Source organism: Paracoccus mangrovi (assembly GCF_042648425.1).
In the GTDB taxonomy this organism is placed as follows: domain Bacteria; phylum Pseudomonadota; class Alphaproteobacteria; order Rhodobacterales; family Rhodobacteraceae; genus Paracoccus; species Paracoccus mangrovi.
Window position 1 is genome coordinate 216295 of record NZ_JBHRXJ010000001.1, and the last position, 24662, is coordinate 240956.

The 24662-nt window shown below is 65.9% G+C and carries 25 protein-coding genes; 19 read left to right on the top strand and 6 right to left on the bottom strand.

Annotated elements, in window-relative coordinates; all coding sequences use genetic code 11:
* Positions 1–237 precede the first annotated feature (237 nt).
* The 5 genes from ACFOMH_RS01025 to ACFOMH_RS01045 all read left to right on the top strand — a co-directional run bounded on the left by ACFOMH_RS01025 (position 238) and on the right by ACFOMH_RS01045 (position 6157).
* The gene (locus ACFOMH_RS01025; protein ID WP_377742049.1) at positions 238–924 is read left to right on the top strand and encodes a DsbA family oxidoreductase; all 687 of its coding nucleotides are present in this window, start codon (positions 238–240) and stop codon (positions 922–924) included.
* A 30-nt stretch (positions 925–954) separates the two neighbouring features.
* A complete protein-coding gene (locus ACFOMH_RS01030; RefSeq protein WP_377742051.1) occupies positions 955–1455 on the top strand; it encodes a metal-dependent hydrolase in 501 nt (166 codons plus the stop codon).
* Positions 1456–1498: 43 nt separating this feature from the next.
* Positions 1499–3847: an adenosylcobalamin-dependent ribonucleoside-diphosphate reductase gene (locus tag ACFOMH_RS01035; protein WP_377742053.1), complete on the top strand. Its 2349-nt coding sequence runs from the start codon at positions 1499–1501 to the stop codon at positions 3845–3847.
* A gap of 100 nt (positions 3848–3947) precedes the next feature.
* Complete coding sequence (locus ACFOMH_RS01040) at positions 3948–5219, top strand: glutamate-5-semialdehyde dehydrogenase (protein ID WP_377742055.1); 1272 nt, start codon at positions 3948–3950, stop codon at positions 5217–5219.
* On the top strand, positions 5219–6157 hold the full coding sequence (locus tag ACFOMH_RS01045) for a HEAT repeat domain-containing protein (protein WP_377742057.1): 939 nt from the start codon (positions 5219–5221) through the stop codon (positions 6155–6157). The genes ACFOMH_RS01040 and ACFOMH_RS01045 overlap by 1 nt, the downstream gene beginning before the upstream one ends.
* Before the next feature lie 30 nt (positions 6158–6187).
* Here ACFOMH_RS01045 and ACFOMH_RS01050 read toward each other — a convergent pair whose 3' ends face one another.
* Positions 6188–6844, bottom strand: coding sequence for a histidine phosphotransferase family protein (locus ACFOMH_RS01050; RefSeq protein ID WP_374424785.1), 657 nt, complete (start codon positions 6842–6844; stop codon positions 6188–6190).
* A gap of 40 nt (positions 6845–6884) precedes the next feature.
* On the opposite strand from ACFOMH_RS01050, the gene ACFOMH_RS01055 reads away from it, so the two are divergent.
* The 3 genes from ACFOMH_RS01055 (at position 6885) to ACFOMH_RS01065 (ending at position 8855) form a co-directional block, all read left to right on the top strand.
* Complete coding sequence (locus tag ACFOMH_RS01055) at positions 6885–7064, top strand: DUF3553 domain-containing protein (protein ID WP_374424783.1); 180 nt, start codon at positions 6885–6887, stop codon at positions 7062–7064.
* Positions 7065–7242: 178 nt separating this feature from the next.
* Positions 7243–8022 carry a GNAT family N-acetyltransferase gene (locus tag ACFOMH_RS01060; protein WP_374424781.1) on the top strand — a complete coding sequence of 260 codons (780 nt, stop codon included), beginning with the start codon at positions 7243–7245 and terminating at the stop codon, positions 8020–8022.
* Complete coding sequence (locus ACFOMH_RS01065; protein ID WP_374424779.1) at positions 8019–8855, top strand: lysophospholipid acyltransferase family protein; 837 nt, start codon at positions 8019–8021, stop codon at positions 8853–8855. The genes ACFOMH_RS01060 and ACFOMH_RS01065 overlap by 4 nt, the downstream gene beginning before the upstream one ends.
* An 11-nt stretch (positions 8856–8866) precedes the next feature.
* On the opposite strand, the gene ACFOMH_RS01070 is transcribed toward ACFOMH_RS01065, so the two are convergent.
* The 4 genes from ACFOMH_RS01070 to ubiE all read right to left on the bottom strand — a co-directional run bounded on the left by ACFOMH_RS01070 (position 8867) and on the right by ubiE (position 13910).
* Entirely contained in the window at positions 8867–10645 is a 1779-nt protein-coding gene (locus ACFOMH_RS01070) for an SLC13 family permease (protein WP_377742060.1), read from the bottom strand.
* Positions 10646–10733: 88 nt separating this feature from the next.
* Positions 10734–11552, bottom strand: coding sequence for a TIGR00282 family metallophosphoesterase (locus ACFOMH_RS01075; RefSeq protein ID WP_374424775.1), 819 nt, complete (start codon positions 11550–11552; stop codon positions 10734–10736).
* Positions 11553–11614: 62 nt separating this feature from the next.
* Positions 11615–13156 carry a 2-polyprenylphenol 6-hydroxylase gene (ubiB, locus tag ACFOMH_RS01080; protein WP_377742061.1) on the bottom strand — a complete coding sequence of 514 codons (1542 nt, stop codon included), beginning with the start codon at positions 13154–13156 and terminating at the stop codon, positions 11615–11617.
* A gap of 1 nt (position 13157) precedes the next feature.
* The gene (ubiE, locus tag ACFOMH_RS01085) at positions 13158–13910 is read right to left on the bottom strand and encodes a bifunctional demethylmenaquinone methyltransferase/2-methoxy-6-polyprenyl-1,4-benzoquinol methylase UbiE (protein WP_377742063.1); all 753 of its coding nucleotides are present in this window, start codon (positions 13908–13910) and stop codon (positions 13158–13160) included.
* Positions 13911–14005: 95 nt separating this feature from the next.
* On the opposite strand from ubiE, the gene mutM reads away from it, so the two are divergent.
* The 7 genes from mutM (at position 14006) to recO (ending at position 21085) form a co-directional block, all read left to right on the top strand.
* A complete protein-coding gene (gene mutM, locus ACFOMH_RS01090) occupies positions 14006–14851 on the top strand; it encodes a bifunctional DNA-formamidopyrimidine glycosylase/DNA-(apurinic or apyrimidinic site) lyase (protein WP_377742065.1) in 846 nt (281 codons plus the stop codon).
* A 123-nt stretch (positions 14852–14974) separates the two neighbouring features.
* Positions 14975–15751: an enoyl-CoA hydratase gene (locus tag ACFOMH_RS01095; RefSeq protein ID WP_377742067.1), complete on the top strand. Its 777-nt coding sequence runs from the start codon at positions 14975–14977 to the stop codon at positions 15749–15751.
* A 151-nt stretch (positions 15752–15902) separates the two neighbouring features.
* On the top strand, positions 15903–16172 hold the full coding sequence (rpsT, locus tag ACFOMH_RS01100; protein ID WP_374424765.1) for a 30S ribosomal protein S20: 270 nt from the start codon (positions 15903–15905) through the stop codon (positions 16170–16172).
* A 510-nt stretch (positions 16173–16682) separates the two neighbouring features.
* Entirely contained in the window at positions 16683–18026 is a 1344-nt protein-coding gene (dnaA, locus tag ACFOMH_RS01105) for a chromosomal replication initiator protein DnaA (RefSeq protein ID WP_374424763.1), read from the top strand.
* 128 nt (positions 18027–18154) lie between these two features.
* Complete coding sequence (gene dnaN / locus ACFOMH_RS01110) at positions 18155–19273, top strand: DNA polymerase III subunit beta (protein WP_374424761.1); 1119 nt, start codon at positions 18155–18157, stop codon at positions 19271–19273.
* Positions 19270–20340 carry a DNA replication/repair protein RecF gene (recF, locus tag ACFOMH_RS01115; RefSeq protein ID WP_377742070.1) on the top strand — a complete coding sequence of 357 codons (1071 nt, stop codon included), beginning with the start codon at positions 19270–19272 and terminating at the stop codon, positions 20338–20340. The genes dnaN and recF overlap by 4 nt, the downstream gene beginning before the upstream one ends.
* 1 nt (position 20341) lies before the next feature.
* On the top strand, positions 20342–21085 hold the full coding sequence (gene recO, locus ACFOMH_RS01120; protein WP_377742073.1) for a DNA repair protein RecO: 744 nt from the start codon (positions 20342–20344) through the stop codon (positions 21083–21085).
* 63 nt (positions 21086–21148) lie between these two features.
* Here recO and ACFOMH_RS01125 read toward each other — a convergent pair whose 3' ends face one another.
* Positions 21149–21571, bottom strand: coding sequence for an META domain-containing protein (locus tag ACFOMH_RS01125; RefSeq protein WP_374424756.1), 423 nt, complete (start codon positions 21569–21571; stop codon positions 21149–21151).
* Positions 21572–21727: 156 nt separating this feature from the next.
* Here ACFOMH_RS01125 and ACFOMH_RS01130 point away from each other — a divergent pair, with 156 nt between their 5' ends.
* From ACFOMH_RS01130 to ACFOMH_RS01145, 4 genes are read left to right on the top strand one after another with little or no spacing between them, the layout of a single operon-like run.
* Positions 21728–22501 carry a sulfite exporter TauE/SafE family protein gene (locus tag ACFOMH_RS01130; protein ID WP_377742075.1) on the top strand — a complete coding sequence of 258 codons (774 nt, stop codon included), beginning with the start codon at positions 21728–21730 and terminating at the stop codon, positions 22499–22501.
* A 30-nt stretch (positions 22502–22531) separates the two neighbouring features.
* A complete protein-coding gene (gene dapE / locus ACFOMH_RS01135; RefSeq protein ID WP_374424752.1) occupies positions 22532–23680 on the top strand; it encodes a succinyl-diaminopimelate desuccinylase in 1149 nt (382 codons plus the stop codon).
* The gene (locus ACFOMH_RS01140; protein WP_377742076.1) at positions 23677–24099 is read left to right on the top strand and encodes a GNAT family N-acetyltransferase; all 423 of its coding nucleotides are present in this window, start codon (positions 23677–23679) and stop codon (positions 24097–24099) included. The genes dapE and ACFOMH_RS01140 overlap by 4 nt, the downstream gene beginning before the upstream one ends.
* Complete coding sequence (locus ACFOMH_RS01145; RefSeq protein ID WP_377742077.1) at positions 24096–24611, top strand: hypothetical protein; 516 nt, start codon at positions 24096–24098, stop codon at positions 24609–24611. Before ACFOMH_RS01140 ends, ACFOMH_RS01145 begins: the two co-directional genes overlap by 4 nt.
* Positions 24612–24662: the final 51 nt, after the last annotated feature.

Sequence of the window (24662 nt, forward strand, 5' to 3'; positions counted from 1 at the left end):
GGGGGCCGGGATCATCGCGGCGGGGCGGGACAGGCTGCGCGCGATCTGCGGTGCCAACCGGGGCAGCATGCCGGGCCTGCGCATGGCGCTTTCCACCGATGGCCCAGCCTCCGACGCGTTGCAACGGGAATGGCGGTCGCGCTTCGGCACCGGCCTCGACCCCGCCCCGTGATAATGCCATGATACCGGCGAAAGGGGCCGCAGGCCCTGCCGATCCCACCCGCAAGGACCGCCACGATGACCACCCAGCCCACAGGCGTTTCCGCCGATCAGCCCGCCCTTCAGGATGCCGGACAGATCCGCCTCGACATCTTTGCAGATCCGGTCTGTCCCTGGTGCATGATCGGCAAGGCCGAGCTGGACCGCGCGCTGGAAAGCCGCCCCGGCCATCCGTTCCAGATCACCTGGCAACCCTTCCGCCTTGATCCGCAGATGCCGCCGGCCGGGATGCCCTATCCCGCCTATATGAAGATGAAATTCAAGGACGAGGCCGGCATCATCGCCGCCATGAAGCCGGTGATGGCGGCGTCCGAGCGGCTGGGCCTGTGGATCAACCCCTCGCTGATCGAGCGCATGCCCAATACGCTGAATGCCCACCGCCTGCTGTACTGGGCCGGGCTCGAGGGTGCGCAGACCCCGGTCATGTCCGGCCTCATGCGGGCCTTCTGGCGCGAGGGGCAGAATATCGCAAACCCCGACACTCTGGTCGCCATCGGCGAAAAGGCCGGGATGGACGGCGAAATGATCCGCCGCCTTCTGGCCTCGGATGCCGATCGCGATGAAATCCTGCGCCGCGAAATCCACGCTCGCGAACGGGGCATCAATTCGGTCCCGACCTTCATCGTCGCCGACAGCCATGTGGTCAGCGGCGCCCAGCCGGCGGCCTTGTGGCAAAACGTCATCGACGAGCTGACCGGCCAGTGACGCGCAGGTGAACGGCAAGGTGAACGGGCCATGATCCTTGCGCATCTGCCCTCGGGCTATCTTTTCGGGCGCGCGGCGGGCGGCCGCGACCGCGCGGTGCTGATCGCCGCCCTGATCGGCAGCGTGGCACCGGATTTCGACATGTTCTGGTTCCATCTCGTCGATCAGGGCCAGACCCATCACCACCGCTTCTGGCCGCATATCCCGATGATCTGGGCCGGGATCGCGGCGCTGGTCCTGCCGCTGATCGCGGTCACCGCCCGGCGCTGGCTGGCGCCGGCGGCGGCCTTTCTGGGCGCGGTGATGCTGCATCTGGTACTGGATACGTTCAATGGCGGCATCCTCTGGCTCTGGCCGTTTTCGGACCGGCTGATCACGCTTGTGACCGTGCCGGCGACGCGCTCGCATTGGGTGCTGAGCTTTCTCACGCATTGGAGCGTTCTGGCCGAGATCGCGATCATTCTGGCGGCCGCGGCCCTCCTGCTCCGCGACCGGCTTGCCGCGCGGGCTTCACGTCGCCGGATCGGATGATTATCTGTTATCCTCGGTCAGGGACCACGCCCGAGGATGCATCATGACCCGCTTTGCCGCCCCCATTGCCGAACAGATCTGGGACAGCAAGTACCGGCTGAAACAGGCCGATGGCACCCCCGTCGACCTGTCGGTCGAAGACAGCTGGCGCCGCGTCGCCCGCGACCTCGCCCGGACCGAGGCCGATCCGGCCCTGTGGGAGGACCGCTTTTACGCTGCGCTTGAGGATTTCCGGTTCCTGCCCGCCGGCCGCATCCTTGCCGGCGCCGGCACGGGACGCGAGGTCACACTCTTCAACTGTTTCGTCATGGGCACCATCCCCGACAGCATGGAGGGCATTTTCCAGGCCCTGAAAGAGGCCGCGCTGACCATGCAGCAGGGCGGCGGCATCGGCTACGATTTCAGCACCATCCGCCCGCGCGGCGCGCCGGTCCATGGGGTGGCGGCCGATGCCTCGGGGCCCTTGTCCTTCATGGATGTCTGGGACGCGATGTGCCGCACGATCATGTCGGCGGGCGCCCGGCGCGGCGCGATGATGGCCACCATGCGCTGCGACCACCCCGATATCGAGGATTTCATCGCCGCCAAACAGGACAGCGCGCGACTGCGCATGTTCAACCTGTCGGTGCTGGTCACGGATGCCTTCATGCAGGCGGTGCGCGAGGACGCGTCTTGGGATCTGCAATTCGGTGGCAGGGTCTATCGCAGCCTGCCCGCCCGCGATCTGTGGAACCGGATCATGCGCGCGACCTATGACTATGCCGAGCCGGGCGTGATCTTTATCGACCGCATCAACCGGATGAACAATCTGCGCTATGCGGAAACCATCGCCGCGACCAACCCTTGCGGCGAACAGCCCTTGCCGCCCTATGGCGCCTGCCTTCTGGGCAGCGTGAACCTTGCCCGGCTGGTCGAGGCGCCGTTCACGCCCGGGGCGCGCCTGGACATGGCGGCGCTGGACGATCTGGTGCGCGTCGCGGTGCACATGATGGACAATGTCGTCGACGCCTCGCGTTTTCCCCTGACCCAGCAGGCGCTTGAAGCGCAGGCCAAGCGCCGCATCGGGCTGGGCGTGACCGGGCTTGCCGATGCGCTTTTGATGCTGGGCCTGCGTTATGGCGCGCCCGATGCGGTCGAACAGACCCGGGTCTGGATGCATGCCATCGCCCGCGCCGCCTATCTGGCCAGCGCGGATCTGGCCCGCGAAAAGGGGCCGTTCCCGTTGTTTGACGCCGACGCCTTTCTGGCCTCGGGCTTCATGGCGCGGATGGACGGCGATGTGCGCGCGGCGGTGGCCGAACACGGCATCCGAAACGCGCTTTTGACCAGTATCGCCCCCACCGGCACCATCAGCCTTTACGCCGGCAATGTCAGTTCCGGGATCGAGCCGGTCTTTGCCCGATCCTATACCCGCAAGGTGCTGGAAAAGGACGGCACCCGGCGCGAGGAAGAGGTGGTCGATTACGCCGTCGCGATCTGGCGCGCGCGGCATGGCGATGCCCCCCTGCCCGATCATTTCGTCGATGCGCAGATGCTGGCGCCGATGGAACACGTTGCCATGCAGGCCGCCGCCCAGGAATGGGTCGACAGCTCGATCTCGAAGACCATCAACATGCCGGAAGATATCGGCTTTCAGGACTTCAAGGATGTCTATCTGGCCGCCTGGGATCTGGGCTGCAAGGGCTGCACCACCTATCGTCCCAATGACGTGACCGGCAGCGTGCTTTCTGTCGCCGACACGGCCGGGGCCGCGCGCAAGCCGGACCCCGATCCCGATCATGCGCCCGATCACACGCCCGATCAGGGTGGCGAGGTGGTCTATCTGAACGAACCGCTGGACCGCCCCGGCGCGCTTGAGGGTGCGACCTACAAGCTGAAATTCCCGGGCAGCGAGCATGCGATCTATATCACCATCAACGACATCGTTCAGGCCGGTCAGCGCCGCCCCTTCGAGGTGTTCATCAACTCGAAGAACATGGAACATTTCGCCTGGACCGTGGCGCTGACGCGGATGATTTCGGCCGTCTTCCGGCGCGGCGGCGATGTGAGCTTCGTGGTCGAAGAGCTGAAGGCCGTCTTCGACCCGCGCGGCGGGGCGTGGATCGAGGGGCGCTATGTGCCCTCGATCCTGGCGGCCATCGGCGGCGTGATCGAACGCCACATGGTCGCCACCGGCTTTTTGCAGGGCGAGGGCATGGGGCTGAAATCCGACCCGCAGGCGCGGGCGCTTCTGGCCCATAAGAGCGCGGGCCAGAACGGCGCGGACGACGACGACGCCCGCGCGCGGGAACGCCCCCGGGGGCCGGCCTGCCCGTCCTGCGGCCAATACGGCCTGATGATGGTCGAGGGCTGTCAGACCTGTCCGAATTGCGGCTATTCCGAATGCGGCTGACACGCTGCGGCGGATCGGCGCGAACCGGCGCGCCGGTGGCTTTGCTCTGGTTTTCGGCGCCTGTCTGCCCTATCTGAAAGGCCAAGCAGGGGGATCCAAGATGAAAGACCTGACCCAGAACGATGCCGACGCGCTGATCGCGAGCCTGGGCGCCAAGGCGCGCGAGGCGACCGTTTCGCTGGCTCAGGCCAGCGCCGAGCGCAAGCACGCCGCCCTGATCGGCGCGGCCGAGGCGCTTTTGGCCACCACCGACGACATTCTGGCCGCCAATGCCGAAGACATGGCCTTTGGCGTGCAAAAGGGACTTTCGCCGGCGATGCTGGACCGGCTGCGGCTGGATGGCGCCCGCGTCCGCGCCATGGCCGACGGCCTGCGCACAGTCGCCGAACAGCCCGATCCGGTGGGCCGGGTTCTGGCCGAATGGGACCGGCCGAACGGGTTGAACATCCGCCGGGTGGCGACGCCTCTGGGCGTGATCGGGGTGATCTATGAAAGCCGCCCCAATGTCACCGCCGATGCCGCAGCCCTTGCGATCAAGGCCGGCAATGCGGTGATCCTGCGCGGCGGCTCGGAAAGCCTGCACAGCTCGGCGGCGATCCACCGGGCGCTGGTCAAGGGGCTGGTTCAGGCGGGCCTGCCCGAAGCCTCGGTCCAGCTGGTGCCGACGCGCGACCGTGCCGCCGTGGCGGCGCTGCTGCGCGCGCAGGGGCTGGTCGATGTCATCATTCCGCGCGGCGGCAAGGGCCTTGTCGGGCTGGTCCAGCGCGAGGCCCGGGTGCCCGTCTTTGCCCATCTCGAAGGCATCTGCCACGTTTATGCCGATGGCGATGCCGATCTGGACAAGGCCCGCCGCGTGGTGGTGAACGCCAAGGCCCGGCGCACCGGCATCTGCGGCGCCGCCGAATGCCTGCTGATCGACCGCGCCTTTTACGACAAGCATGGCGCGGTGCTGATTCAGGATCTCATGGATGCCGGCATCGAGATCCGCGCCGAGGGCGATCTGGCCGAAATTCCCGGCGCGACGCTGGCGGAATCGAGCGATTTCGGACAGGAATTTCTGGACAGGATCATCGCCGCAAAGCTGGTCGACGGGGTCGGCGGCGCCATCGAACATATCCGCCGCCACGGCTCGGGCCATACCGAGGCGATCCTGACCGAAAACGACGCCACCGCGGCCCGGTTCTTCAACGAACTCGACAGCGCGATCCTGATGCGGAACGCCTCGACCCAGTTCGCCGATGGCGGCGAGTTTGGCATGGGCGCGGAAATCGGCATCGCCACCGGCAAGATGCATGCCCGTGGCCCGGTGGGCGCCGAACAGCTGACCAGCTTCAAATATCTGGTCACCGGCGACGGTACGATCCGCCCCTGATGTCGCCCGAACGGCTGTACGAGGACGAGCGCTATCGCCTCACGCTGTTTCGCGGCCGGGGCGACGGGCGGCGGCTGGCGGTCGGGTTCGAACATGGCCGCAAGGACGCGGACGAATTCATGCCGGCCAGCTTTCCGCGCTATGCCCAACGGCTGGGCATAGACGCGCTGATCGTGCAGACGGCGCGGCGGGACTGGTACATCTCGGACCGCAGTCAGGCGCTGTCCGAGGCGCTGCGCCACCACACCCGCGCCTGGCCCGAGGTGGTGGCGACGGGGTTTTCCATGGGCGGCTATGCGGTGCTGCTATATTCGGCGGATTGCCATGCGCGGCGGGTCCTTGCGGTATCGCCGCAATATTGCATCGACCCGGCCGTCGCCCCCTTCGATCCCGGGCGCCGGCGCAAGTTCGAGGCCATTGGCCAGCCCATGCCCCGCCCCGAGACGCGCGGCGATCCGGGCCTCGCGGGCCTTGTGCTTTATGACCCCGCGATCCGGGTCGACCGCATCCATGCCGACATGATCACAGAGGCATTTCCCAATCTGCTGCGGCTCGCCCTGCCCTATGGCGGGCATCCCGCGACCAGCGTCATCGGCGTGGCCGGCGGCATTGGCGGCATCGCCGAAATGGTGGTCGAGGACCGGCTGGACCCCGCCGCCATCCGCGAGATGCATCGCGCGAACCGCCGCCGCGCCGGCAGCTATCGGCTGAATCTGGCACGCGCGGCGCTTGCGCGGCACCCGCGCCCGGCCATCGAGGAATTGCGGCGGCTTGCGCAAAGCGCGGCGCCGCATCTGCGCTTTGAGGCGGGGATGGCGCTGCTGGATCATGACGACGACGAGGCCGCAGAGCTGTTGATGACGCTGTTCGAGGAACTGCCCGGCGAGCCGCCCCCGACCTGGCGGCGCCAGCTCGAGCGCGCCCTGCGCAAGTTCTAGGCCCGCCGGGCCGCCCACCCGCGCCCGGCATCAGAACGAGATTTCGCCCCCGCTTTCGTCCAGCTCCCAGCCGATGCTGCGCCCGGCGGCACGGGCAAAACCGGCCAGAAGCGGGAAATGCACATCGGATGAGTTGGGCGCCGGCAACTGGGCCGCATGCGCCATGTCGAGCCAGCCCCAAAGCGCCGGGTCGGGCTTGGTCCGGCTGGCCTGCGCCACGAGCCGCCAGCCACTAGCCCCGCGACAGACCAGCACCTCGCCCCCCCAGGGCAGCGCGGTTTCAAGACACATCAGCCCCAAAAGGATCAGCCGCGCCTCGATGCGCGGCAGATCGCCCTCGGCCTCAAGCCGCAGACGGATGCGGCCGCTTTTCTCGACATCGGCCAAAAGCGCGCCCAGCTCGGCCAGGCTCAGCCGCTGGTCGGGGGCAGCCTGGCCAAAGGCCATGCGGAACCAGCGCACCCGCGCCCGCGCCGCCGCAACGCTTTCCGCGATCAAAAGCATCTCGCCGCTTTTGCCGATTCCGGGAAAATCACCAGAAAGTTCCAACAGTTCAAGCCCGTTGCCGATCGCCCCCAAGGGCGAAACCAGATCATGGCACAGCCGCGACGTCACAAGGGCGGCAAGGTTTTCGGGCGTGATCGGATCGGGTGACGAAGCGGTGCGATAGATTGTCAGATCGTCCATGGAAAGCTAGCCTGCCTTGTGCCGTATGAAAGGGCGTAAAATGAATGAAATCCTTGAACCTGGCATGATTGTGCGACATCCCGGCGCACCCGAATGGGGCACCGGACAGGTCCAGTCACGCATCGGCGACCGGATCACCATCAATTTCACCCATGCCGGAAAGCAGGTGCTCGATGGTCGCCGCGTCAATCTGGAACTGGTCAATGACAACTCCTGCTAGGTCGGTGCGGATATTTTATTTCAACTTTTACGCGAGTCAATCTTTTGCCTTCGGATCCGTGCCGGCACGCCGGTTGCGGGATGCGGCCAAGCGATCCATTTGCCCGATCAGGTTGCATTGTCACGACAGCCCGCCTAGACACAGACGATAGACAAACAGGCGGGGTTTCTACCGGACGATGACGCCCGAGGCTTCCTATTTCGAAACCCGGCTGGCCACGGATGAGGCCGATCTTCTGGCGGCGCAGCGCCTGAGATATCGCGTCTTTGTCGAGGAACTGGGCGGTGACGGCCCGTTGGTCGATCATGTGAACCGGCTTGAGCGCGATGAATTCGACAAGGTCGTCGATCATCTGGTGCTGGTCGACAACCGCCGCTCGCGCGAGTCGCTCGATCATGTCGTGGGCGCCTATCGGCTGTTGCCGGGGGACCGGGCGGCCAGTTTCGGGCGCTTTTATTGCGATACCGAATATGACCTTGCGCCGCTGCGCGCATCGGGGCGGTCGCTTCTGGAACTGGGCCGGTCCTGTGTCGATCCGGCCTTTCGCGGCGGGCTTGGGCTCTATCTGATCTGGAGCGCGCTGGCCGATTACGTCCTGTCGCGCGATATCGAGCTTTTGTTCGGCGTCGCCTCGTTTCACGGCACCGATACCGCACAGCTGGCCCAGCCGCTGAGCTGGTTGCACCGCAACCATCTGGCCCCTGACGCGCTGCGCGCGCGGGCGCTGGAAAGTGGCTATCACCCCATGGACCTGGTGGCGCCCGACCAGATGGATCGCCGCGCCGCCATGACGGCCATGCCGCCGTTGATCAAGGCTTATCTGCGGGTGGGCGGCACGGTCGGCGATGGCGCCTGGCTGGATCACGCCTTTAACACGACCGATGTTTTCCTGCTTCTGGACACCAAGAACATGTCGGAAAAGCATCTCAAATTCTATCAGACCCGGCTGCCTGAATGAGCGGTGGCGCCCGCGCGACGTGGCGCGACGACGACACCCCGCCCCCCGCGATCCCCCGCCCCGGTCCGCTGGGCTGGTTGCTGATCGCGCTGCGCGGCGGTGGGATCGTCGCGGTTCTGGCATTGGGGGTGGTTCTTATCGTTCCGTTGCGGCTGGCCGAGCGGCTGATCGCCGGGCCGCGCCGCCCTGTCACCGGCCCCTGGGTCCAGGGCGTCTGTCGCATCTGTCTTTGGATCATGGGGCTGAAATGGCGCTGTGTCGGCCAGCCGCTGCGCGGCCCCGGCGCCATTGTCGCGAACCATTCCAGCTGGCTGGACATTTTCGTGCTAAACGCGGCCATGCCGGTGTTTTTCGTCTCAAAGGCCGAGGTGGCGGGCTGGCCGGGGATCAATATCCTGACCCGGGTCACCAATACCCATTTCGTCGCCCGCGACCCGAAACTGGCCCGCGCCCAGGCCGAGGAATTCGCCGCCCGCACCCGCGCCGGCCACCGTCTGCTGTTCTTTCCCGAAGGCACCAGCACCGACGGTCAGCGCGTCCTGCCCTTCAAGCCCACGCTGTTTCAGGGCTTTCTGGACCCCGCCCTGCCCGAAGGGCTGGCCATCCAGCCGATGAGCGCGCATTACCACGCGCCACGCGGTCGGGACCCGCGCTTTTACGGCTGGTGGGGGGATATGGATCTTGGGCCGCATCTTTTGGCGGTCTTGGCGCAATATCCGCAGGGCAGCGTCACCGTGCGTCTTTACCCCCCGATCCCGGTCGAGGGCGCGACCCGCAAGACCCTTGCGGCCAGCGCCGAGACCGCGATTCGCGAAGGTTTCGACCGGGACTGATCCGGGCGAGGTTACAGCGGCCAGAACATGGGGATCGTCAGACAGGCGACGATACCGGTCACGATGTCCAGCGGAATGCCCACGCGGATGAAATCGCTGAACTTATAGCCGCCGGGGCCGTATACCATCATATGGGTCTGATAGCCGATGGGCGTCGCAAAGGCGACGGTCGCCGAGAACATCACCGCCACGACATAGGCGCGCGGATCGTGCCCCAGCGATTGTGCAAGCGCGATGGCGATGGGGGTCAAAAGCACCGCGACGGCGTTATTCGACAGCACCTCGGTCATCGCAAGGCCCAGGAAATAGACACAGACCAGCGTCACGAAAGGCGGCATGCCCGCCAGATACGGCCCGACGAAATCCACGATCAGATTGACCGTGCCGGTATGTTCCAGAGCCTGTCCCACCGCCAGCATGGCAAAGATCATCGCCAAAAGACGGCCGTCCACGAATGAAAACGCCTCTTCGGCATCGACACAGCGGGTGACCAGAATCACCGCCGCGGCGATAAAGGCCAGCGCCTGAATCGGCGCCACATCCATCGCTGCAAGCACCACCACCGACAAGAGCGACAGGATGGCGATAGGCGCCTTTTCGCGGCGATAAGGCCGGGCCGAAGGGCGCGAAACATCGACCAGTTCCATATCGACGGCCAGCCGGCCGATATCCTCGGGCGCGCCCTCAAGCAGCAGCGTATCGCCCACGCGCACCACCAGATCGTCCAGCTGGCGGCCGATATTCTGGCTGCGGCGATGGGCGGCCAGCACATAGACGCCATAGCGCCGGCGCAGGCGCATGTCGCCCAGACGCCGCCCGATCAGCCGCGCGCCGGGCGAAATCAGCACCTCGACCGTCTCGGTCGCGACAGAACTGAGCTTGTCGACCATTTGCAGGTTCTTGTTGCCCTGCATTTCCAGAAGGTCGGCCATCTCGGTGCGCAGCACGACGCGGTCGCCGGCCTCCAGCACCACCTCGGCCAGATTGCGGCGCAGCGAGGCATCGCCGCGCAGCACGTCGATCACCCGGACGGCGGCGCGCTTGAACAGCGGGATCTCCAGCACCTGCTGACCGACAAGAGACGAATCCTCCGGGATCGCGACCTCGGTGAAATATTTCATCTCGCGCCGGGTGCCCAGAAAGCTGGCGAGCGAGCTGCGATCGGGCAAAAGCTTGCGCCCGATCAGCACGAAATAGGCGATGCCCGCCAGCGTGACCGCGATGCCGACAGGGGCAATTTCGAAGATGGTAAAGGGGGTCATGCCCGCCTTGCGCGCCACCCCGTCCACCAGCAGGTTGGTCGAGGTGCCCAAAAGCGTCATCATCCCGCCCAGAATGGTGAAATAGCTGAGCGGCATCAGGAACTTGGACGGGGAAACTCCAAGCCTTATGGCGACCTGGATAAAGATCGGGATCATCACCGCGACAACGGGCGTGTTGTTCATGATCGCCGAGGCGAAGATGACAAAGCCGAACAGCATCACCACGGTCAGCACCGGCTGGGTCGAGATGCGGCTGGAGACCATGCGCGACATCATTTCAAGCGCCCCGGTCCGCAAGAGGCCGCCCATGATCAGAAACATGAAGGCAATGGTCCATGGCGCGGAATTGGACAGCACATCCGCCGCGTCCGACACCGGCAACAGGCCCAGTATCATCATCGTCGCCGCCGAGCCGATGGCCACCACCTCGGGCGGCTGCTTTTCGCGGATGAACTGAACGAATGTCAGCGCCACGATGATCAGCATCGCAATGGCGGCGTTGTTTCCCGTCAGCTCAATCCCGAACATAGGCAACCTGTCTCTAACGTCGAAATCTCGACTTACGCACTGGTCATTAGCGGGATTCGCCGACTTGCCGCAAGCGAAAGCGGAAGGATCAGGCGAAAACCGGCGCGGGCGCAAGCCGCCCGCCCTGTCGCACCGGCTCGACCGCGGTGGCAAGGCCGGTGCGGTCGTCGGTGGTCACGATCACGCCCGAAAGCGTCGCCTCGCCCTCGGCCGGGGTAAAGCGTTCCGAGGCCATGCCGGTCAGAAAGCGCCGCAGCGGCTCGGATTTTTCCATGCCGATGACGCTGTCATAATCGCCGCACATGCCGGCATCGGACTGATAGGCGGTGCCCCGGTTCAGAATCATCGTATCGGCGGTCGGCACATGGGTATGGGTGCCGATGACAAGGCTGGTCCGGCCATCGCACCAATGACCGATGGCCATCTTTTCGCTGGTCGCCTCGGCATGGATGTCGACGACCGAGGCCGCGACCTGCCCGCCCAGCGGATGGGCACGCAGCACCGCGTCGATGGCCGAGAACGGATCGTCGAAGGGCCGCTTCATAAAGACCTGGCCCAGCACCTGCGCCACCAGCACCTTGCGCCCGCGCGTCGCCTCATAGACACGCGCGCCGCGTCCCGGCGCGGCCTTGGAATAATTCAGCGGGCGGATGATGCGCGGCTCGGTATCGATAAAGGACAGCATGTCCTTTTGGTCGAAGGCATGATCGCCCAGCGTGATGCAATCGGCCCCCGATTCGAGGATCAGCGCCGCATGCCCCGCCGTAAGCCCCATGCCGCCGCTGGCGTTTTCGCCGTTCACCACGGTGAAATCGACGCGCAGCCGTTCCTTGAGGGCGCCGAGCCCCTCGGATATCGCGCGCCGTCCGGCCCGCCCCATCACATCGCCAAGATAGAGAATTCGCATGCCCAAGCGTTAGGGCAAAGCCCCGGGCCGCTCAACCCCCGGCGGGCATGAGCGTGGCGCGATCACGCCAGAACCAGCCCAAGCGCCATCGCCAGCACCGCGATCACCGCGCCCGCGACCATTCCGCGCAGCAGATCGCCGCGCCGGCCCGTGTCCTCAACGCGGGTCGCCGGTGGGGCGCGCAGCAGCTCGGGCATGCGCTGGTCCAGAAAATCCGGCAAAAGCGGCGCGAATCGGCCCATCAGCTGGGCGATGCGCATCATGTCGCGCGCCGCCGCGCGCGGCCCCAGACTGTCGCGGATATAGCTTTCGACGACGGGGCGGGCGACCTCCCACATGTTGATTTGTGGATCCAGCGAGCGCGCCACCCCCTCGACCACGACCATGGTGCGTTGCAGCAGGATCAGCTCGGTCCGGGTGGCCATGCCGAAACGCTCGGTCACCTCGAAGAGATAGGCGAGCAGATTCGCCATCGAGATGCGGCTGGCATCGGCGCCAAAGATCGGCTCGCCCACGGCGCGCAGCGCGCGCGCGAATTCCAGCATGTCGCGGTCGCGCGGCACATAGCCCGCCTCGAAATGCACCCGCGCCACGCGTTCGTAATCGCGCTGGATGAACCCCATCAGGATCTCGGCATAGACGCGACGGGTATATTCGTCGATTTCGCCCATGATGCCGAAATCATAGATGATGATATCTCCATCCGCCGCCACCTTCAGGTTGCCCTGATGCATGTCGGCGTGGAAATAGCCGTCGCGCAGCGCATGGCGCAGAAACAGCTGCAAGACATTCGCGCCCAGCTGCGGCAGGTCGTGGCCCGCCGCGCGCAGGGCCGCGACATCGCCCATCGGCACGCCCTCGGCCCAGTCGGTGCTGAGCACGCGCCGGGCGCTGAGATGCCAATGCGGTTTCGGCACCTCCATCCCGGCATCGCCCGCGGTGTTTTCCGCGAATTCCGAGGCCGAGGCGGCCTCGAGCCGCAGATCCAGCTCGCCGGTCACGACCGATTCGAAATGGCTGATGACATCGCGCGGACGCAGGCGGCGGGTGGCCGGCGACAGCCGTTCGATCATGCTGGCGGCGAAATGAAAGGCGTCGATATCGCGCCGGAACGCGCCCTCGATGCCGGGGCGCAGCACCTTGACCGCGACCTCGCGCCCGTTATCGGCGCGGCGCGCGCGGTGGACCTGTGCGATCGAGGCCGCCGCGACCGGGTCGGAAAATTCGCAAAACAGCACGTCCACCGGATCACCCAGCGCGGATTCGATGGTGGCGATCGCGGTCTCGGTCGGGAAAGGCGGCAGGCGGTCCTGCAACATCGTCAGCTGATTGGCCAGCTCGACCCCCACGACATCGGGACGGGTCGAGAGGATCTGGCCGAATTTCACATAGGCTGGCCCCAGCGCGGTGATGGCGCGGGTGACCGGCGGCAGCGCGGGATCGCCCTTGTAGCCCAGCCATGCAAAGGGCCAGCCCAGCACGCGCGCGGCGAAGCGCACGCGGGCGGGCGCGTTCACCGCGTCCAGCGCCACTTTCATCGCGCCGGTGCGTTCGAATGTCGCGCCCGTGCGGATCAGGCGCCAGATATTGTGGGGTCCGCGCATGCTAAAGCTTCCAGCCCGAATGCAGCGCGGCAATGCCCATCGCCAGATTGCGCCATTGCACGCGGCCAAAGCCCGCCTCGCGGATCATCCGGGCGAATGTCTCCTGATCGGGGAATTTGCGGATCGATTCGACCAGATATTGATAGCTGTCGCGATCATTGGCGACGACCTGTCCCATCACCGGGATCACGTTGAAGGAATAGCGGTCGTAAAGCCATTGCAGCATCGGCACCGGCATCTGGCTGAATTCCAGCACCATCAGCCGGCCGCCGGGTTTCAGAACCCGCCGCGCCTCGGCCAGCGCATCGGGGATGCGGGTGACGTTGCGGATGCCAAAGCTGATCGTATAGCGGTCAAAGCTGTCATCGGCGAAAGGCAGCGCCATCGCATCGCCCGTGACCCAGGCCAGACGGTCGGCCAGCTTGCCCGCCTCGGCGCGCTTGCGCCCCTCGACCAGCATGGATTCGGTCATGTCGCAGACGGTGACCCGCGCGCCCGACGCGCGTTCGAGGAAACGAAAGGCGATATCGCCGGTGCCGCCCGCCACATCCAGCAGGTGCTGGCCATCGCGCGGCGCCAGCCAGTCCATCATCGCGGTTTTCCAGACCCGGTGGACGCCCACGCTCATCAGATCGTTCATCACGTCATAGCGCGAGGCGACGCGGGAAAAGACCCCATGGACCAGACCTGCCTTGTCCGTTTCGGCCACGGTGCGAAAGCCGAAATGGGTCTGCTTGGGCTCATCAGGGGTCATGTCGCTTGTCCATCCGTGGTTTCGCGCCCAGATAGTGTCTAAACGCCGCGCGCGCCAGTCGGCCGCGGGCGCATCCTGCGATGAATGGGACGAAAATGCCAGAATTGCCAGAGGTTGAAACCGTCCGGCGCGGCCTTCAGCCGCATCTCGAGGGAGAGCGCATCCTGCGCGCCGAGGCCCGCCGGCCCGATCTGCGCTGGCCGCTGCCGCCCGATCTGGTGCAGGTGCTGACCGGGGCGCGTGTCACCGGCCTGCGGCGGCGGTCGAAATATATCCTCGCCGATCTGGAGGATCGCGGCAGCCTGCTTTTGCATCTGGGCATGTCGGGGCGGATGCTGATCGAGGATGAGGCCCAGGGCGCGTTCCATCGCGACCCGGCGATCCTGCCGCGCCACGATCATGTCGTGTTCTGGACCGAACGGGGCACGCGCATCACCTTTAACGATGCGCGGCGATTCGGCATGGTCGACCTGATCGCGCCGGGGGCCATGCATCCGCTTTTGGCGCAGCTGGGGCCGGAACCGTTGTCGGACGAGTTTACGCCCGAGATTCTGGGCCGCGCCTTTGACGGCCGGCGCGCGCCGGTCAAGGCCGCGCTGCTGGATCAGCGCATCGTCGCGGGGCTGGGCAATATCTATGTCTCGGAAGCGTTGCACCGGGCCGGGATCGACCCGCGCCGGGCGGCCGGGCGGATCGGCGCGGGCCGGCTTTCGGCGCTGGTCGGTCACATCCGCGACGTGCTCGTCGAGGCCATCGCCGCCGGAGGATCGAGCCTGCGCGACCACCGTCAGGCGACGGGCGAGCTGGGCTATTTCCAGCACGCATTCCGCGTCTATGACCGCGAGGGCGCGCCCTGCCCCAGCCCGGGCTGCACGGGCAGCATCCGGCGCATCGTGCAATCGGGGCGGTCGAGCTATTTCTGCCCGGATTGCCAAAAGTGAAGCGGCCCTGCCGGGCCGCTGCCTCCGGCGGGGATATTTGAACATGAAAGAAGCCGGCACTGGCCTTGGGCGCGCGGCTTTGCTAGGAATTGCGGTCAGCTTGTTTCCAAAAGGCAAAGAGCGATGGCTTACCAGACCCTCACCGTCGAGATCGACGACTATGTTGCGCTGATCCGGCTGAACCGGCCCGAGGCGTTGAACGCATTGAACGCGCAGCTGATGGCGGAACTGGCCGAGGCCCTGGCGGATGCCGATCGCAACGACAAGGTGCGCTGTATCGTGTTGACCGGCAGCGAAAAGGCCTTTGCCGCCGGCGCCGATATCAAGGAGATGGCGCAGAAGAGCTTTGTCGAGGTTTATAACGACAACCTGTTCGGCGACGAGATCACCCGCATCACCACGACCCGCAAGCCGATCATCGCCGCCGTGTCCGGCTATGCGCTTGGCGGCGGTTGCGAGCTGGCCATGGCCTGCGATTTCATCATCTGCGCCGATACCGCCAAATTCGGCCAGCCCGAGATCAATCTGGGCGTCATCGCCGGCATTGGCGGCACCCAGCGCCTGACCCGGTTCGTGGGCAAGTCGAAATCCATGGAAATGCATCTGACCGGCCGCTTCATGGATGCGGCCGAGGCCGAGCGCTCGGGGCTGGTCAGCCGCGTCGTGCCGGCCGCGAAGCTGATCCCCGAGGCCATCGCCACCGCCCGCAAGATCGCCGAGAAATCCCAGCTTGCCGTGATCGCCGCCAAGGAATCGGTCAACCGCGCCTATGAGACCACGCTTGCCGAGGGGCTGTTGTTCGAGCGGCGCAATTTCCAGGCGCTGTTCGCGACCGAGGATCAAAAGGAAGGCATGCTTGCATTCCTGGAAAAGCGCGAGCCGCAATTCCGCGACCGTTGATTTCGGCTTGGCTTTCCGACCCGGCCCCTGTATAGGGCCGGGCTTACATGCGCGTGGGCCCGCTTAAGGCAAGAATCATGACCGTTCCCCCGGAACGGCGCCATGGGGCTTTTGCGCGATCGAAATTCGAAGCACAGACAGGACCGCACCCATGGCCAATACGCCCCAATCCAAGAAACGCGCCCGCCAGATCGAGCGCCAGACCGCCGTCAACAAAGCCCGTCGCTCGCGCATCCGCACCTTCCTGCGCAAGGTCGAGGAAGCGATCGCCGGCGGCAATGCCGATGAAGCCCGCGCCGCCCTGCTGGCCGCTCAGCCCGAGCTGATGCGCGGCGTCACCAAAGGCGTCGTCCACAAGAACACCGCATCGCGCAAAATCTCGCGCCTGTCGGCCCGTGTGAAGGCGCTGAGCGCGGCCTGATCGCGCTGCGACTTTTGCGCAACTATCGATGGAATTGACGGGGGCGCGCTCAATCAGAGCGCGCCCCCTTCCCTTAAGTAACCCGGCATAAAGCGCATTTTTTCAATGCTTTGACGCGTGTCGTGGCGCCGTTACCCGGATGTCAGATTCGAACGGGCAAATCCGCTGTCAAGCGCGAAGAACAGTTGCTGGCCGCCCTTGGTTCTTGCTAGTTTCCTTCCTGCGATTCACGTCGCACCTGGGGGACATGCCCTGAACCGCCGGTACTGCCACCGGCCGACAGGGTGGAAGCAGGATCATTTGCAAGATCCGCTGCCAAAGATGCGCAGGCTGGCTGCCACCAGCACGCGCCTCGTGTCTGTGAGCTTTGGTCGTGGAACGACCCCGAACGTCGCTTTGGCGGCGAAGGGTGTTGTTTTTCCCAAGCCTTGTACCTCTGGGGTGAATGTGGACCGCCTCACACCGGAGCATCCCGGTGGAGCACAGGGACAAGGAACGGAATCGGCCAAGATGGACAAGCTTTGGGGGCAAGCGCGTGAAGAACTGCAAAAAATCGTCGGAGCCGACAGTTTCTCGACCTGGATCGAACCGCTGCGCCTGACCGGCGTCAGCGAAGGCACAGCCACCATCGCCTGTCCCACGCGTTTTCTGTCCGACTGGGTGTCGCGCCATTACAGCGAAGACATCCTGAAGGTTCTGGACCGCATCGAAGGCCCCGTGCAGCGCCTGAGCTTCGAGACCCGCGCCCAGACCGCGCGTCGGGCGGCCGCGCCGGCCAAGCGCGTCAATACGCCGCGCCCGGCCGCCAATGACGACATGGCCGCGCCGCTGGACAGCCGCTTCACCTTCGAGAATTTCATCGTCGGCAAGCCCAACGAGCTGGCCCATGCCGCCGCCCGCCGCGTGGCCGAGGGCGGGCCGGTGACCTTCAACCCGCTGTTTCTTTATGGCGGCGTCGGTCTGGGCAAGACCCACCTGATGCATGCCATCGCCCGCGAGATCCAGACCCGCCAGCCCGAGGCGCGGGTGCTGTATCTGTCGGCCGAACAGTTCATGTACCGCTTTGTCCAGGCGCTGCGCGAACGTACGGTCATGGATTTCAAGGAATTGTTCCGCACCGTTTCCGTGCTGATGGTCGATGACGTGCAGTTCATCGCCGGCAAGGATTCCACGCAGGAAGAGTTCTTTCACACCTTCAACACGCTTGTCGATCAGGGCAAACAGATCGTCATTTCGGCCGACCGCGCGCCGGGCGAGATCAAGGATCTGGAAGAGCGCATCAAATCGCGCCTGCAATGCGGTCTGGTCGTCGATCTGCACCCGACCGATTACGAGCTGCGGCTGGGCATCCTGCAATCCAAGACCGATGCCTTCCGCATGCAATATCCGGGCCTTCAGATCGCGCCAGGCGTGCTGGAATTTCTGGCCCATCGCATCACCTCGAACGTGCGGGTGCTTGAGGGCGCGTTGCAGCGGCTCTTTGCATTCGCCAGCCTGATGGGGCGCGAAATCACGCTGGACATGACCCAGGAATGTCTGGCCGACATCCTGCGCGCCAATGACCGCAAGGTTTCGATCGAGGAAATTCAGCGCAAGGTGGCGGAACATTATAACATCCGGCTGGCCGACATGATCGGGCCCAAGCGGATTCGCGTCGTCGCCCGCCCGCGTCAGATCGCCATGTATCTGGCCAAGCAGATGACCTCGCGGTCGCTGCCCGAAATCGGCCGGCGCTTCGGGGGCCGCGATCACACCACCATCATGCATGGGGTGAAAAAGATCGAGGAATTGCGCAGCGCGGATCACAGCCTGGCCGAAGATATCGACCTGTTGCGCCGCCTTCTGGAAGCCTGAGACCGGGACGCCATCCCGGCCCGCCGGCCCGCGCATGTCAGAAAGCTTGACCCCGCGCCGGTTTGTGCGAAATTGGCGCCCCGCGTGACCATCCGGGTCCGGGGCCGGAACGACATAGGGGTTTGACCATGAAATTTTCGATCGAACGTGCCGATCTGGTAAAGGCCGTTGCACAGGCCCAATCCGTCGTCGAACGCCGCAACACCATTCCGATTCTGGCCAATGTGCTGATCGAGGCCACGCCCGATGGTGTCAGTTTCCGCGCCACCGATCTGGATACCGAGGTCGTCGACCGCACCACCGCACAGGTCGAACGCCCCGGCGCCACCACGGTTTCGGCCAGCATGCTCAATGACATCGCCCGCAAATTGCCGGACGGATCGCTGGTCCAGCTGAGCCTCGATGCCGCGACCGACCGGCTTTCGGTTCAGGCCGGGCGTTCGAATTTCAGCCTCGCCACCCTGCCGCGCGAGGATTTTCCGGTCATGTCCTCGTCCGAATACAGCGCCAATTTCAGCGCCCCCGCCGGGGTTCTGCGCCGGCTCTTCGACAAGTCCAAATTCGCCATCTCGAACGAAGAGACGCGCTATTATCTGAACGGCGTCTATATGCATGTGGCCCAGACCGAGGACGGTCCCAGCCTGCGCTGCGTCGCGACCGATGGTCACAGGCTGGCGCGCATCGACGCCCCCCTGCCCGAGGGGGCATCCGACATGCCCGGCGTCATCGTGCCGCGCAAGACCGTGGGCGAGCTGCGCAAGCTTCTGGACGATGACGAGGCCCAGATCGCCGTTTCCGTCAGCGAGACCAAGGTGCGTTTCGCCACGCCGACCATCACCCTCACCTCGAAGGTGATCGACGGCACTTTCCCCGATTACAGCCGGGTGATTCCCTCGGGCAATGCCCGCAAGCTCGAGGTCGATGCCGGCGATTTCGCCAAGGCCGTGGACCGTGTCGCCACCGTCAGCAGCGAGCGCTCGCGCGCCGTGAAGCTGGCGCTGGAAGAGGACCGGCTGGTCCTGTCGGTGAACGCCCCCGATGCCGGCGCCGCCGATGAGGAACTGCCCGTGGGCTATGGCGACGAGCCGCTGGAAATCGGCTTCAACGCCAAATACCTGCATGAAATCGCCAGCCAGATCGAACGCGAGAACGCGGTGTTCCTGTTCAACGGCTCGGGCGACGCGGCGCTGATCCGCGAGGGGGGCGACACCTCGGCGGTCTATGTCGTCATGCCGATGCGCGTGTGACGCTGAGGCATCTGCACCTGACCCAGTTCCGCAGCTGGGACAGGCTTGAGCTGGAAACCGACGGCCGGCCGGTGGCGATCCACGGGCCGAACGGCGCCGGCAAGACCAATATCCTCGAAGCCATCTCGATGCTGTCGCCGGGGCGCGGCATGCGCGGTGCCGCGCCCGGCGATCAGGCCCGGCGCGGGCCGGATGTCGGCTGGCAGATCCGGGCCGGGATCGGCGAATACCAGGTCGTGACCCGCGCCCCGCCCGGCCAGCCGCGCGAGGTGATGATCGACGACAAGCCCGCGACCCAGATCGCGCTGGGGCGGTTGATGCGGGTGATCTGGCTGACGCCCGCCATGGACCGGCTGTGGACCGACGCGCCCGAACAGCGGCGGCGTTTTCTGGACCGGGTCACGCTGAGCTTTGCCCCCGGTCATGCCGAGGACGCGCTTGGCTATGAAAAGGCCATGCGCGAACGCAACCGTCTGCTGCGCGACGAGGTGCGCGATGCCGGCTGGTATCGGGCGCTGGAATCGCAGATGGCCGATATGGGCGCGGCCATGACCCGCAACCGTCAGGACGCGATCGCCCGTATCACGGCCGCGCAAGAGGGCGCCGAAACCGGTTTTCCCGCCGCGCGGCTGGTGCTTTTGCCCGGCGAGGGCGCGGCCGACGATCCCGATCCGGCCAGCATCGCCGCGCGTCTGGCCGACACCCGGGGCCGCGACATGGCGGCGGGCCGCACCTTGACCGGGGCGCATCGCGCCGATCTTGGGGCATCATGGGGGCCGCAGGACATGCCGGCCGCGCTCAGTTCCACCGGGGAACAGAAGGCGCTGCTTTTGTCGCTGATCCTGGCCAATGCGCGGGCGCTGGCCGCCGAGGGGCCGGTCCTGCTTTTGGACGAGGTGGCGGCGCATCTGGATGCCGACCGCCGCGCCGCGCTTTATGACGAGATCGTGGCGCTTGGCGCGCAGGCATTTCTGACCGGCACCGGACCCGAGCTGTTCACCGCGCTGGACGGTCGGGCCCAGTTTCTGGCCGTGACCCGCCCCGCCGGGATATCGGAGCGCGCCTGACATGGAATGGAGCGGCGAGGCCAGCGTGATGAGCCAGCGCCGGCACGGCGAGAATGCCGTCATCCTGACGGTGCTGTCGCGCGATGCGGGGCTGATCAGCGGTCTGGTCCCCGGCGGCGCCAGCGCAAAGCGCGCGGCCATGTTGCAGCCCGGGGGGCGGCTCGCCCTGCGCTGGCGGGCGCGGCTTGAGGATCAGCTGGGCACCTTTGCGGCCGAACCGGCCCGCGCGCGGCCCGGCCTGATCGCGGGGGCCGATGCGCTGGCGGGTGTGAACGCGGTCACCGCGCTTTTGACCTTTGCCCTGCCCGAACGCGACCCGCATCCGCGCCTGACCGATATGACCGAGGCGCTGCTGGATCTGATGGATGCCGCACCCGCCGCCGGCACGGGCCGCGCCCCCGACTGGGCCGAGGCCTATCTGCATTGGGAAATGCGGCTCTTGGAGGATATGGGCTTTGGGCTGGACCTGACGCGCTGTGCGGTCACCGGCACGCGCGAGGGGCTGGCCTATGTCAGCCCGCGTTCCGGCCGCGCGGTCAGCGCCGCGGCCGCGGGCGACTGGGCGCCGAAGCTCTTGCCATTGCCAGCCATGCTGGGCGGGCGCGGCAATGGCGGCATCGAGGACGCGCTGGCGCTGACGGGGTATTTCCTGGCCTCGCGGCTGGGCGAGGTCCATGCCGGCAGGCCCCTGCCCCCGGCGCGCGCGCGGCTGGTGGCGCGGCTGCGCGCGGCCAGCGATATCTGAAACCGGACGGCCCGAAAAAAAGGCGCCGCAGAAAGCGGCGCCATTCAACCACCCGGATAGGGCTTATTTCTCTTTGCGATAGCCCGGCTCATAGGTCAGGTAGGTCGGCCCCTTGATGGTCAGGACGCCGCCCTCGAAGCTGATGCCGTTCGCGGCCTGAAGCGCCGCGAAATAGCGCTGCTCAAGCTGACCGGCGCGGCCGCTGCATCCGACGCGGGTGCTGACCAGCGGCCCCAGCGTAAAGCCCGGAGGCTCCGAGGTCTGGGTGGCGTTATAGCTGTTGCAGGGGCCCTGCCCGCTGACCGAGCCATCGGGATTGATGGTCATGCCGACATTGCGCTGGGGCACGGTATCGGAACCGATGCCGACCAGCACATAGGGGCCGGTGGGGATCGTGCTGCCCGGCGTGGCCGGGGTCGTGGGTTCGCAGGCCGCAAGGCCGAGCACGGCGGCAATCGCCACCGGAATCATGGGGATGCGGGTCATTGGCAGCTCCGTTCTGTGATCTGGCGACATAATGCCCGATCGGCCCTGCCTGTCCAGCAGGCAGCGGGATTTCCCCAAGGCGCAGTCACCCGTTTACCATAGCGCGGGCGTGATTTCCCCTTGCGGGCGCGCCGGTCACGCCGCAGTTTGGCGGTCATGTTCGGGCTGGACCCCTTTCATTTCTGGATCGTCATCGCCGTCACGCTGTTTTCCGGCTTTGTGAAGGGCGCGGTCGGCTTTGCCATGCCGATGATCATGATGTCGGCGCTGGGATCGTTTCTGAGCGCGCAGCAGGCTTTGGCGATCCTGATCCTGCCGACGCTGTTCACCAATATCGGCCAGGCCTTTCGCCAGGGCTGGCGTCCGGCCTGGGATTCGACGGTAAAATATCGCTGGCATATCGGGATGGTGGCGCTGTTCATCCCGATTTCGGCCATGTTCGCGCCGGCGATCCCGCAATGGGTGATGTATCTTTTGCTGGGCGTGCCGATCACGCTTTTCGCGCTCTGGCAGCTGGCCGGGCGCAGCATGGCCATCCCGATCCATCACCGCCGCCGGGTCGAGATTGTCTCGGGGATCATCGGCGGGCTTTATGGCGGGGTTTCGGGGATCTGGGGGCCACCGCTGATCGTCTATCTGTTGTCGATCGGCACAGAAAAGACCGAACAGGTGCGCGTGCAGGGCGTGGTGTTCCTGCTTGGGGCGGTCGTGCTGACATTCGCGCATCTGCAATCCGGGGTGCTGAACGCGCAGACATTGCCGCTTTCGGCGATTGTGGTCATTCCGGCGGCCCTGGGCATGTGGCTGGGCTTTATCGCCCATGACCGGCTGGACGTGGCGCAGTTCCGGCGCTGGACGCAGATCCTGCTGGTGCTGACCGGCGCGAACCTGGTCCGCCGCGCACTGGAGGTTCTGAACCTGCCGCTGTAGTCAGGTGGAAACCCAGATCAGAGGCCGCAGATGACCCAGACGCCCGACCCCGCCCAGTTGACCGCAAGGCTGATCCGCTGTCCCTCGGTCACGCCCGACGAGGGCGGCGCGCTGAGCCTTCTGGCCGATGAGCTGACGGCGGCGGGCTTTGAATGCCGGCGCGTGGACCGGAACGGGGTGCCGAACCTTTTTGCCCGCTGGGGCGCAAGGGGGGCGGCGCGCAGCTTTGGCTTCAACGGCCATACCGATGTGGTCCCGCCCGGCGATCCCGCCAGCTGGACCCACCCGCCCTTTTCCGGCCATGAACAGGATGGCTGGATCTGGGGGCGCGGCGCCACCGACATGAAATCCGGCGTCGCGGCCTTTGTCGCCGCCGCCATCGCCTTCGTGCGCGAGACGCCCCCCGACGGCGCGGTGATCGTGACCATCACCGGCGACGAAGAGGGGGCGGGCCGCGACGGCACGCTGGCGCTGCTGGACTGGATGGCGCAGAACGATGAACGGATGAGCGACTGTCTTGTCGGTGAGCCGTCGAACCCCGACCGCATGGGCGAGATGATCAAGATCGGGCGGCGCGGCTCGATCACGCTGCACATCGCGGCCCATGGGTTACAGGGTCACGCCGCCTATCCGCATCGCGTGCGCAACCCGCTGCATGCGCTGACCCGGCTTTTGAACGATCTGATCACCACGCCGCTGGATCACGGGACCGAGCATTTCGATCCTTCGGGCTTGCAGGTCACCACCATCGATTGCGGCAACCCGGCCTCGAATGTGGTGCCCGAAAAGGCGCGCGCGGTGCTGAACATCCGTTTCAACGACCTGCATAGCGGCCAAAGCCTGGAACGGATGATCCGCGACAAGGCCGCCGCGATCTCGGCCGATAGCGGGGTCGATTTCACCATCAGTTCGGATATTTCGGGCGAAAGCTTCCTGACGAAACCCGGCCCCTTCGTCGATCTTGTGGCGGATGTGGTGCGCGCGGAAACCGGGCTTGATCCGGTTCTGTCCACCTCGGGCGGGACGTCGGATGCGCGTTTCGTGAAAGACCATTGCCCGGTTCTTGAATTCGGCCTTGTCGGTCATTTCATGCATCAGGTGGACGAACGCGTGCCGGCCGAACAGGTACGCCAGCTGTCCCGCATCTATCGCCGCATTCTGGAGCGTTATTTCGCATGATGATCGAACTGACCGACGACATCGACGCCTGCCTCGCCATCCGGCGCGAGGTGTTCATCGACGAACAGGGCGTGCCTGAGGCCGAGGAAATCGACGATCTGGATGCCGGCGCCATTCATCTTTTGGCCCGCGACGATCAGGGCCGGCCGATGGGCACCGCGCGCCTTCTGGTGCTGGACGGCACCGGCAAGATCGGCCGCGTGGCCGTGCGCAAGCCCGCGCGCGGCACCGGGCTTGGCGCGGCGCTGATCCGCGCCTCGATGGACGAACTTTGCGCCCTGCCCGGCATCACCCGGCTCAAGCTGAGCGCACAGACCCATGTCATCCCCTTTTATGAACGCTTTGGCTTTACCGCCCACGGCCCCGAATATGACGATGGCGGCATCCCGCATCGTGACATGACGCGGGATCTGACATGATCCGCCCCGAACTGGCCGCCCGGCTGCGTCCATGGGCCGAAACCCTGAGCGCGCTGGCCGCGACCGGGTTCGGGCTGTGGGTGTTTTCGCTGGGCGGCTGGCTCTTCTGGCCGCTGGGGGCGGTGATCGCGGTGGCCGCGGGGCTATGGGCATTGGATGCACGGCGGCGCATGCGGTTCAACCATGCGGCACTTGGTCCCGGCATGGTCGAACTGGACGAGGGTGCGATTCGCTATCTTTCGCCCAACCGCCTGCTGGGTGGCGAAATTCCGCTGCGTGATCTTGCGGAAATCAGGATGTTGCGCCTGAACGGCCGCCGCCACTGGCGCATGAAAAGCCGCGATGGCCAGGCCCTGCTGGTTCCGGTCGATGCCGCGGGTGCCGAACGGCTGGCCAGCGCCTTTGCCAGCCTGCCCGGCCTTGACCTGGGCCGCGTCGCCGCCGCGCTCGCCGATGACGCCCCCGCCTTTCAGACGGTTTGGACCCGATCTGCACGCGCCGCCTTGACTTGAGCCGCGCGCATTGCCACCTGTGACACTCAAGATAACCAAGAGGCCACCGAC

What these genes read in the sequence shown, in the direction of transcription:
- ACFOMH_RS01025 (WP_377742049.1), top strand. Translation starts at nt 238, where the DNA reads ATGACCACCCAGCCCACAGGCGTTTCCGCCGATCAGCCCGCCCTTCAG.
- ACFOMH_RS01030 (WP_377742051.1), top strand. Translation starts at nt 955, where the DNA reads ATGATCCTTGCGCATCTGCCCTCGGGCTATCTTTTCGGGCGCGCGGCG.
- ACFOMH_RS01035 (WP_377742053.1), top strand. Translation starts at nt 1,499, where the DNA reads ATGACCCGCTTTGCCGCCCCCATTGCCGAACAGATCTGGGACAGCAAG.
- ACFOMH_RS01040 (WP_377742055.1), top strand. Translation starts at nt 3,948, where the DNA reads ATGAAAGACCTGACCCAGAACGATGCCGACGCGCTGATCGCGAGCCTG.
- ACFOMH_RS01045 (WP_377742057.1), top strand. Translation starts at nt 5,219, where the DNA reads ATGTCGCCCGAACGGCTGTACGAGGACGAGCGCTATCGCCTCACGCTG.
- ACFOMH_RS01050 (WP_374424785.1), bottom strand. Translation starts at nt 6,844, where the DNA reads ATGGACGATCTGACAATCTATCGCACCGCTTCGTCACCCGATCCGATC.
- ACFOMH_RS01055 (WP_374424783.1), top strand. Translation starts at nt 6,885, where the DNA reads ATGAATGAAATCCTTGAACCTGGCATGATTGTGCGACATCCCGGCGCA.
- ACFOMH_RS01060 (WP_374424781.1), top strand. Translation starts at nt 7,243, where the DNA reads ATGACGCCCGAGGCTTCCTATTTCGAAACCCGGCTGGCCACGGATGAG.
- ACFOMH_RS01065 (WP_374424779.1), top strand. Translation starts at nt 8,019, where the DNA reads ATGAGCGGTGGCGCCCGCGCGACGTGGCGCGACGACGACACCCCGCCC.
- ACFOMH_RS01070 (WP_377742060.1), bottom strand. Translation starts at nt 10,645, where the DNA reads ATGTTCGGGATTGAGCTGACGGGAAACAACGCCGCCATTGCGATGCTG.
- ACFOMH_RS01075 (WP_374424775.1), bottom strand. Translation starts at nt 11,552, where the DNA reads ATGCGAATTCTCTATCTTGGCGATGTGATGGGGCGGGCCGGACGGCGC.
- ubiB (WP_377742061.1), bottom strand. Translation starts at nt 13,156, where the DNA reads ATGCGCGGACCCCACAATATCTGGCGCCTGATCCGCACGGGCGCGACA.
- ubiE (WP_377742063.1), bottom strand. Translation starts at nt 13,910, where the DNA reads ATGACCCCTGATGAGCCCAAGCAGACCCATTTCGGCTTTCGCACCGTG.
- mutM (WP_377742065.1), top strand. Translation starts at nt 14,006, where the DNA reads ATGCCAGAATTGCCAGAGGTTGAAACCGTCCGGCGCGGCCTTCAGCCG.
- ACFOMH_RS01095 (WP_377742067.1), top strand. Translation starts at nt 14,975, where the DNA reads ATGGCTTACCAGACCCTCACCGTCGAGATCGACGACTATGTTGCGCTG.
- rpsT (WP_374424765.1), top strand. Translation starts at nt 15,903, where the DNA reads ATGGCCAATACGCCCCAATCCAAGAAACGCGCCCGCCAGATCGAGCGC.
- dnaA (WP_374424763.1), top strand. Translation starts at nt 16,683, where the DNA reads ATGGACAAGCTTTGGGGGCAAGCGCGTGAAGAACTGCAAAAAATCGTC.
- dnaN (WP_374424761.1), top strand. Translation starts at nt 18,155, where the DNA reads ATGAAATTTTCGATCGAACGTGCCGATCTGGTAAAGGCCGTTGCACAG.
- recO (WP_377742073.1), top strand. Translation starts at nt 20,342, where the DNA reads ATGGAATGGAGCGGCGAGGCCAGCGTGATGAGCCAGCGCCGGCACGGC.
- ACFOMH_RS01125 (WP_374424756.1), bottom strand. Translation starts at nt 21,571, where the DNA reads ATGACCCGCATCCCCATGATTCCGGTGGCGATTGCCGCCGTGCTCGGC.
- ACFOMH_RS01130 (WP_377742075.1), top strand. Translation starts at nt 21,728, where the DNA reads ATGTTCGGGCTGGACCCCTTTCATTTCTGGATCGTCATCGCCGTCACG.
- dapE (WP_374424752.1), top strand. Translation starts at nt 22,532, where the DNA reads ATGACCCAGACGCCCGACCCCGCCCAGTTGACCGCAAGGCTGATCCGC.
- ACFOMH_RS01140 (WP_377742076.1), top strand. Translation starts at nt 23,677, where the DNA reads ATGATGATCGAACTGACCGACGACATCGACGCCTGCCTCGCCATCCGG.
- ACFOMH_RS01145 (WP_377742077.1), top strand. Translation starts at nt 24,096, where the DNA reads ATGATCCGCCCCGAACTGGCCGCCCGGCTGCGTCCATGGGCCGAAACC.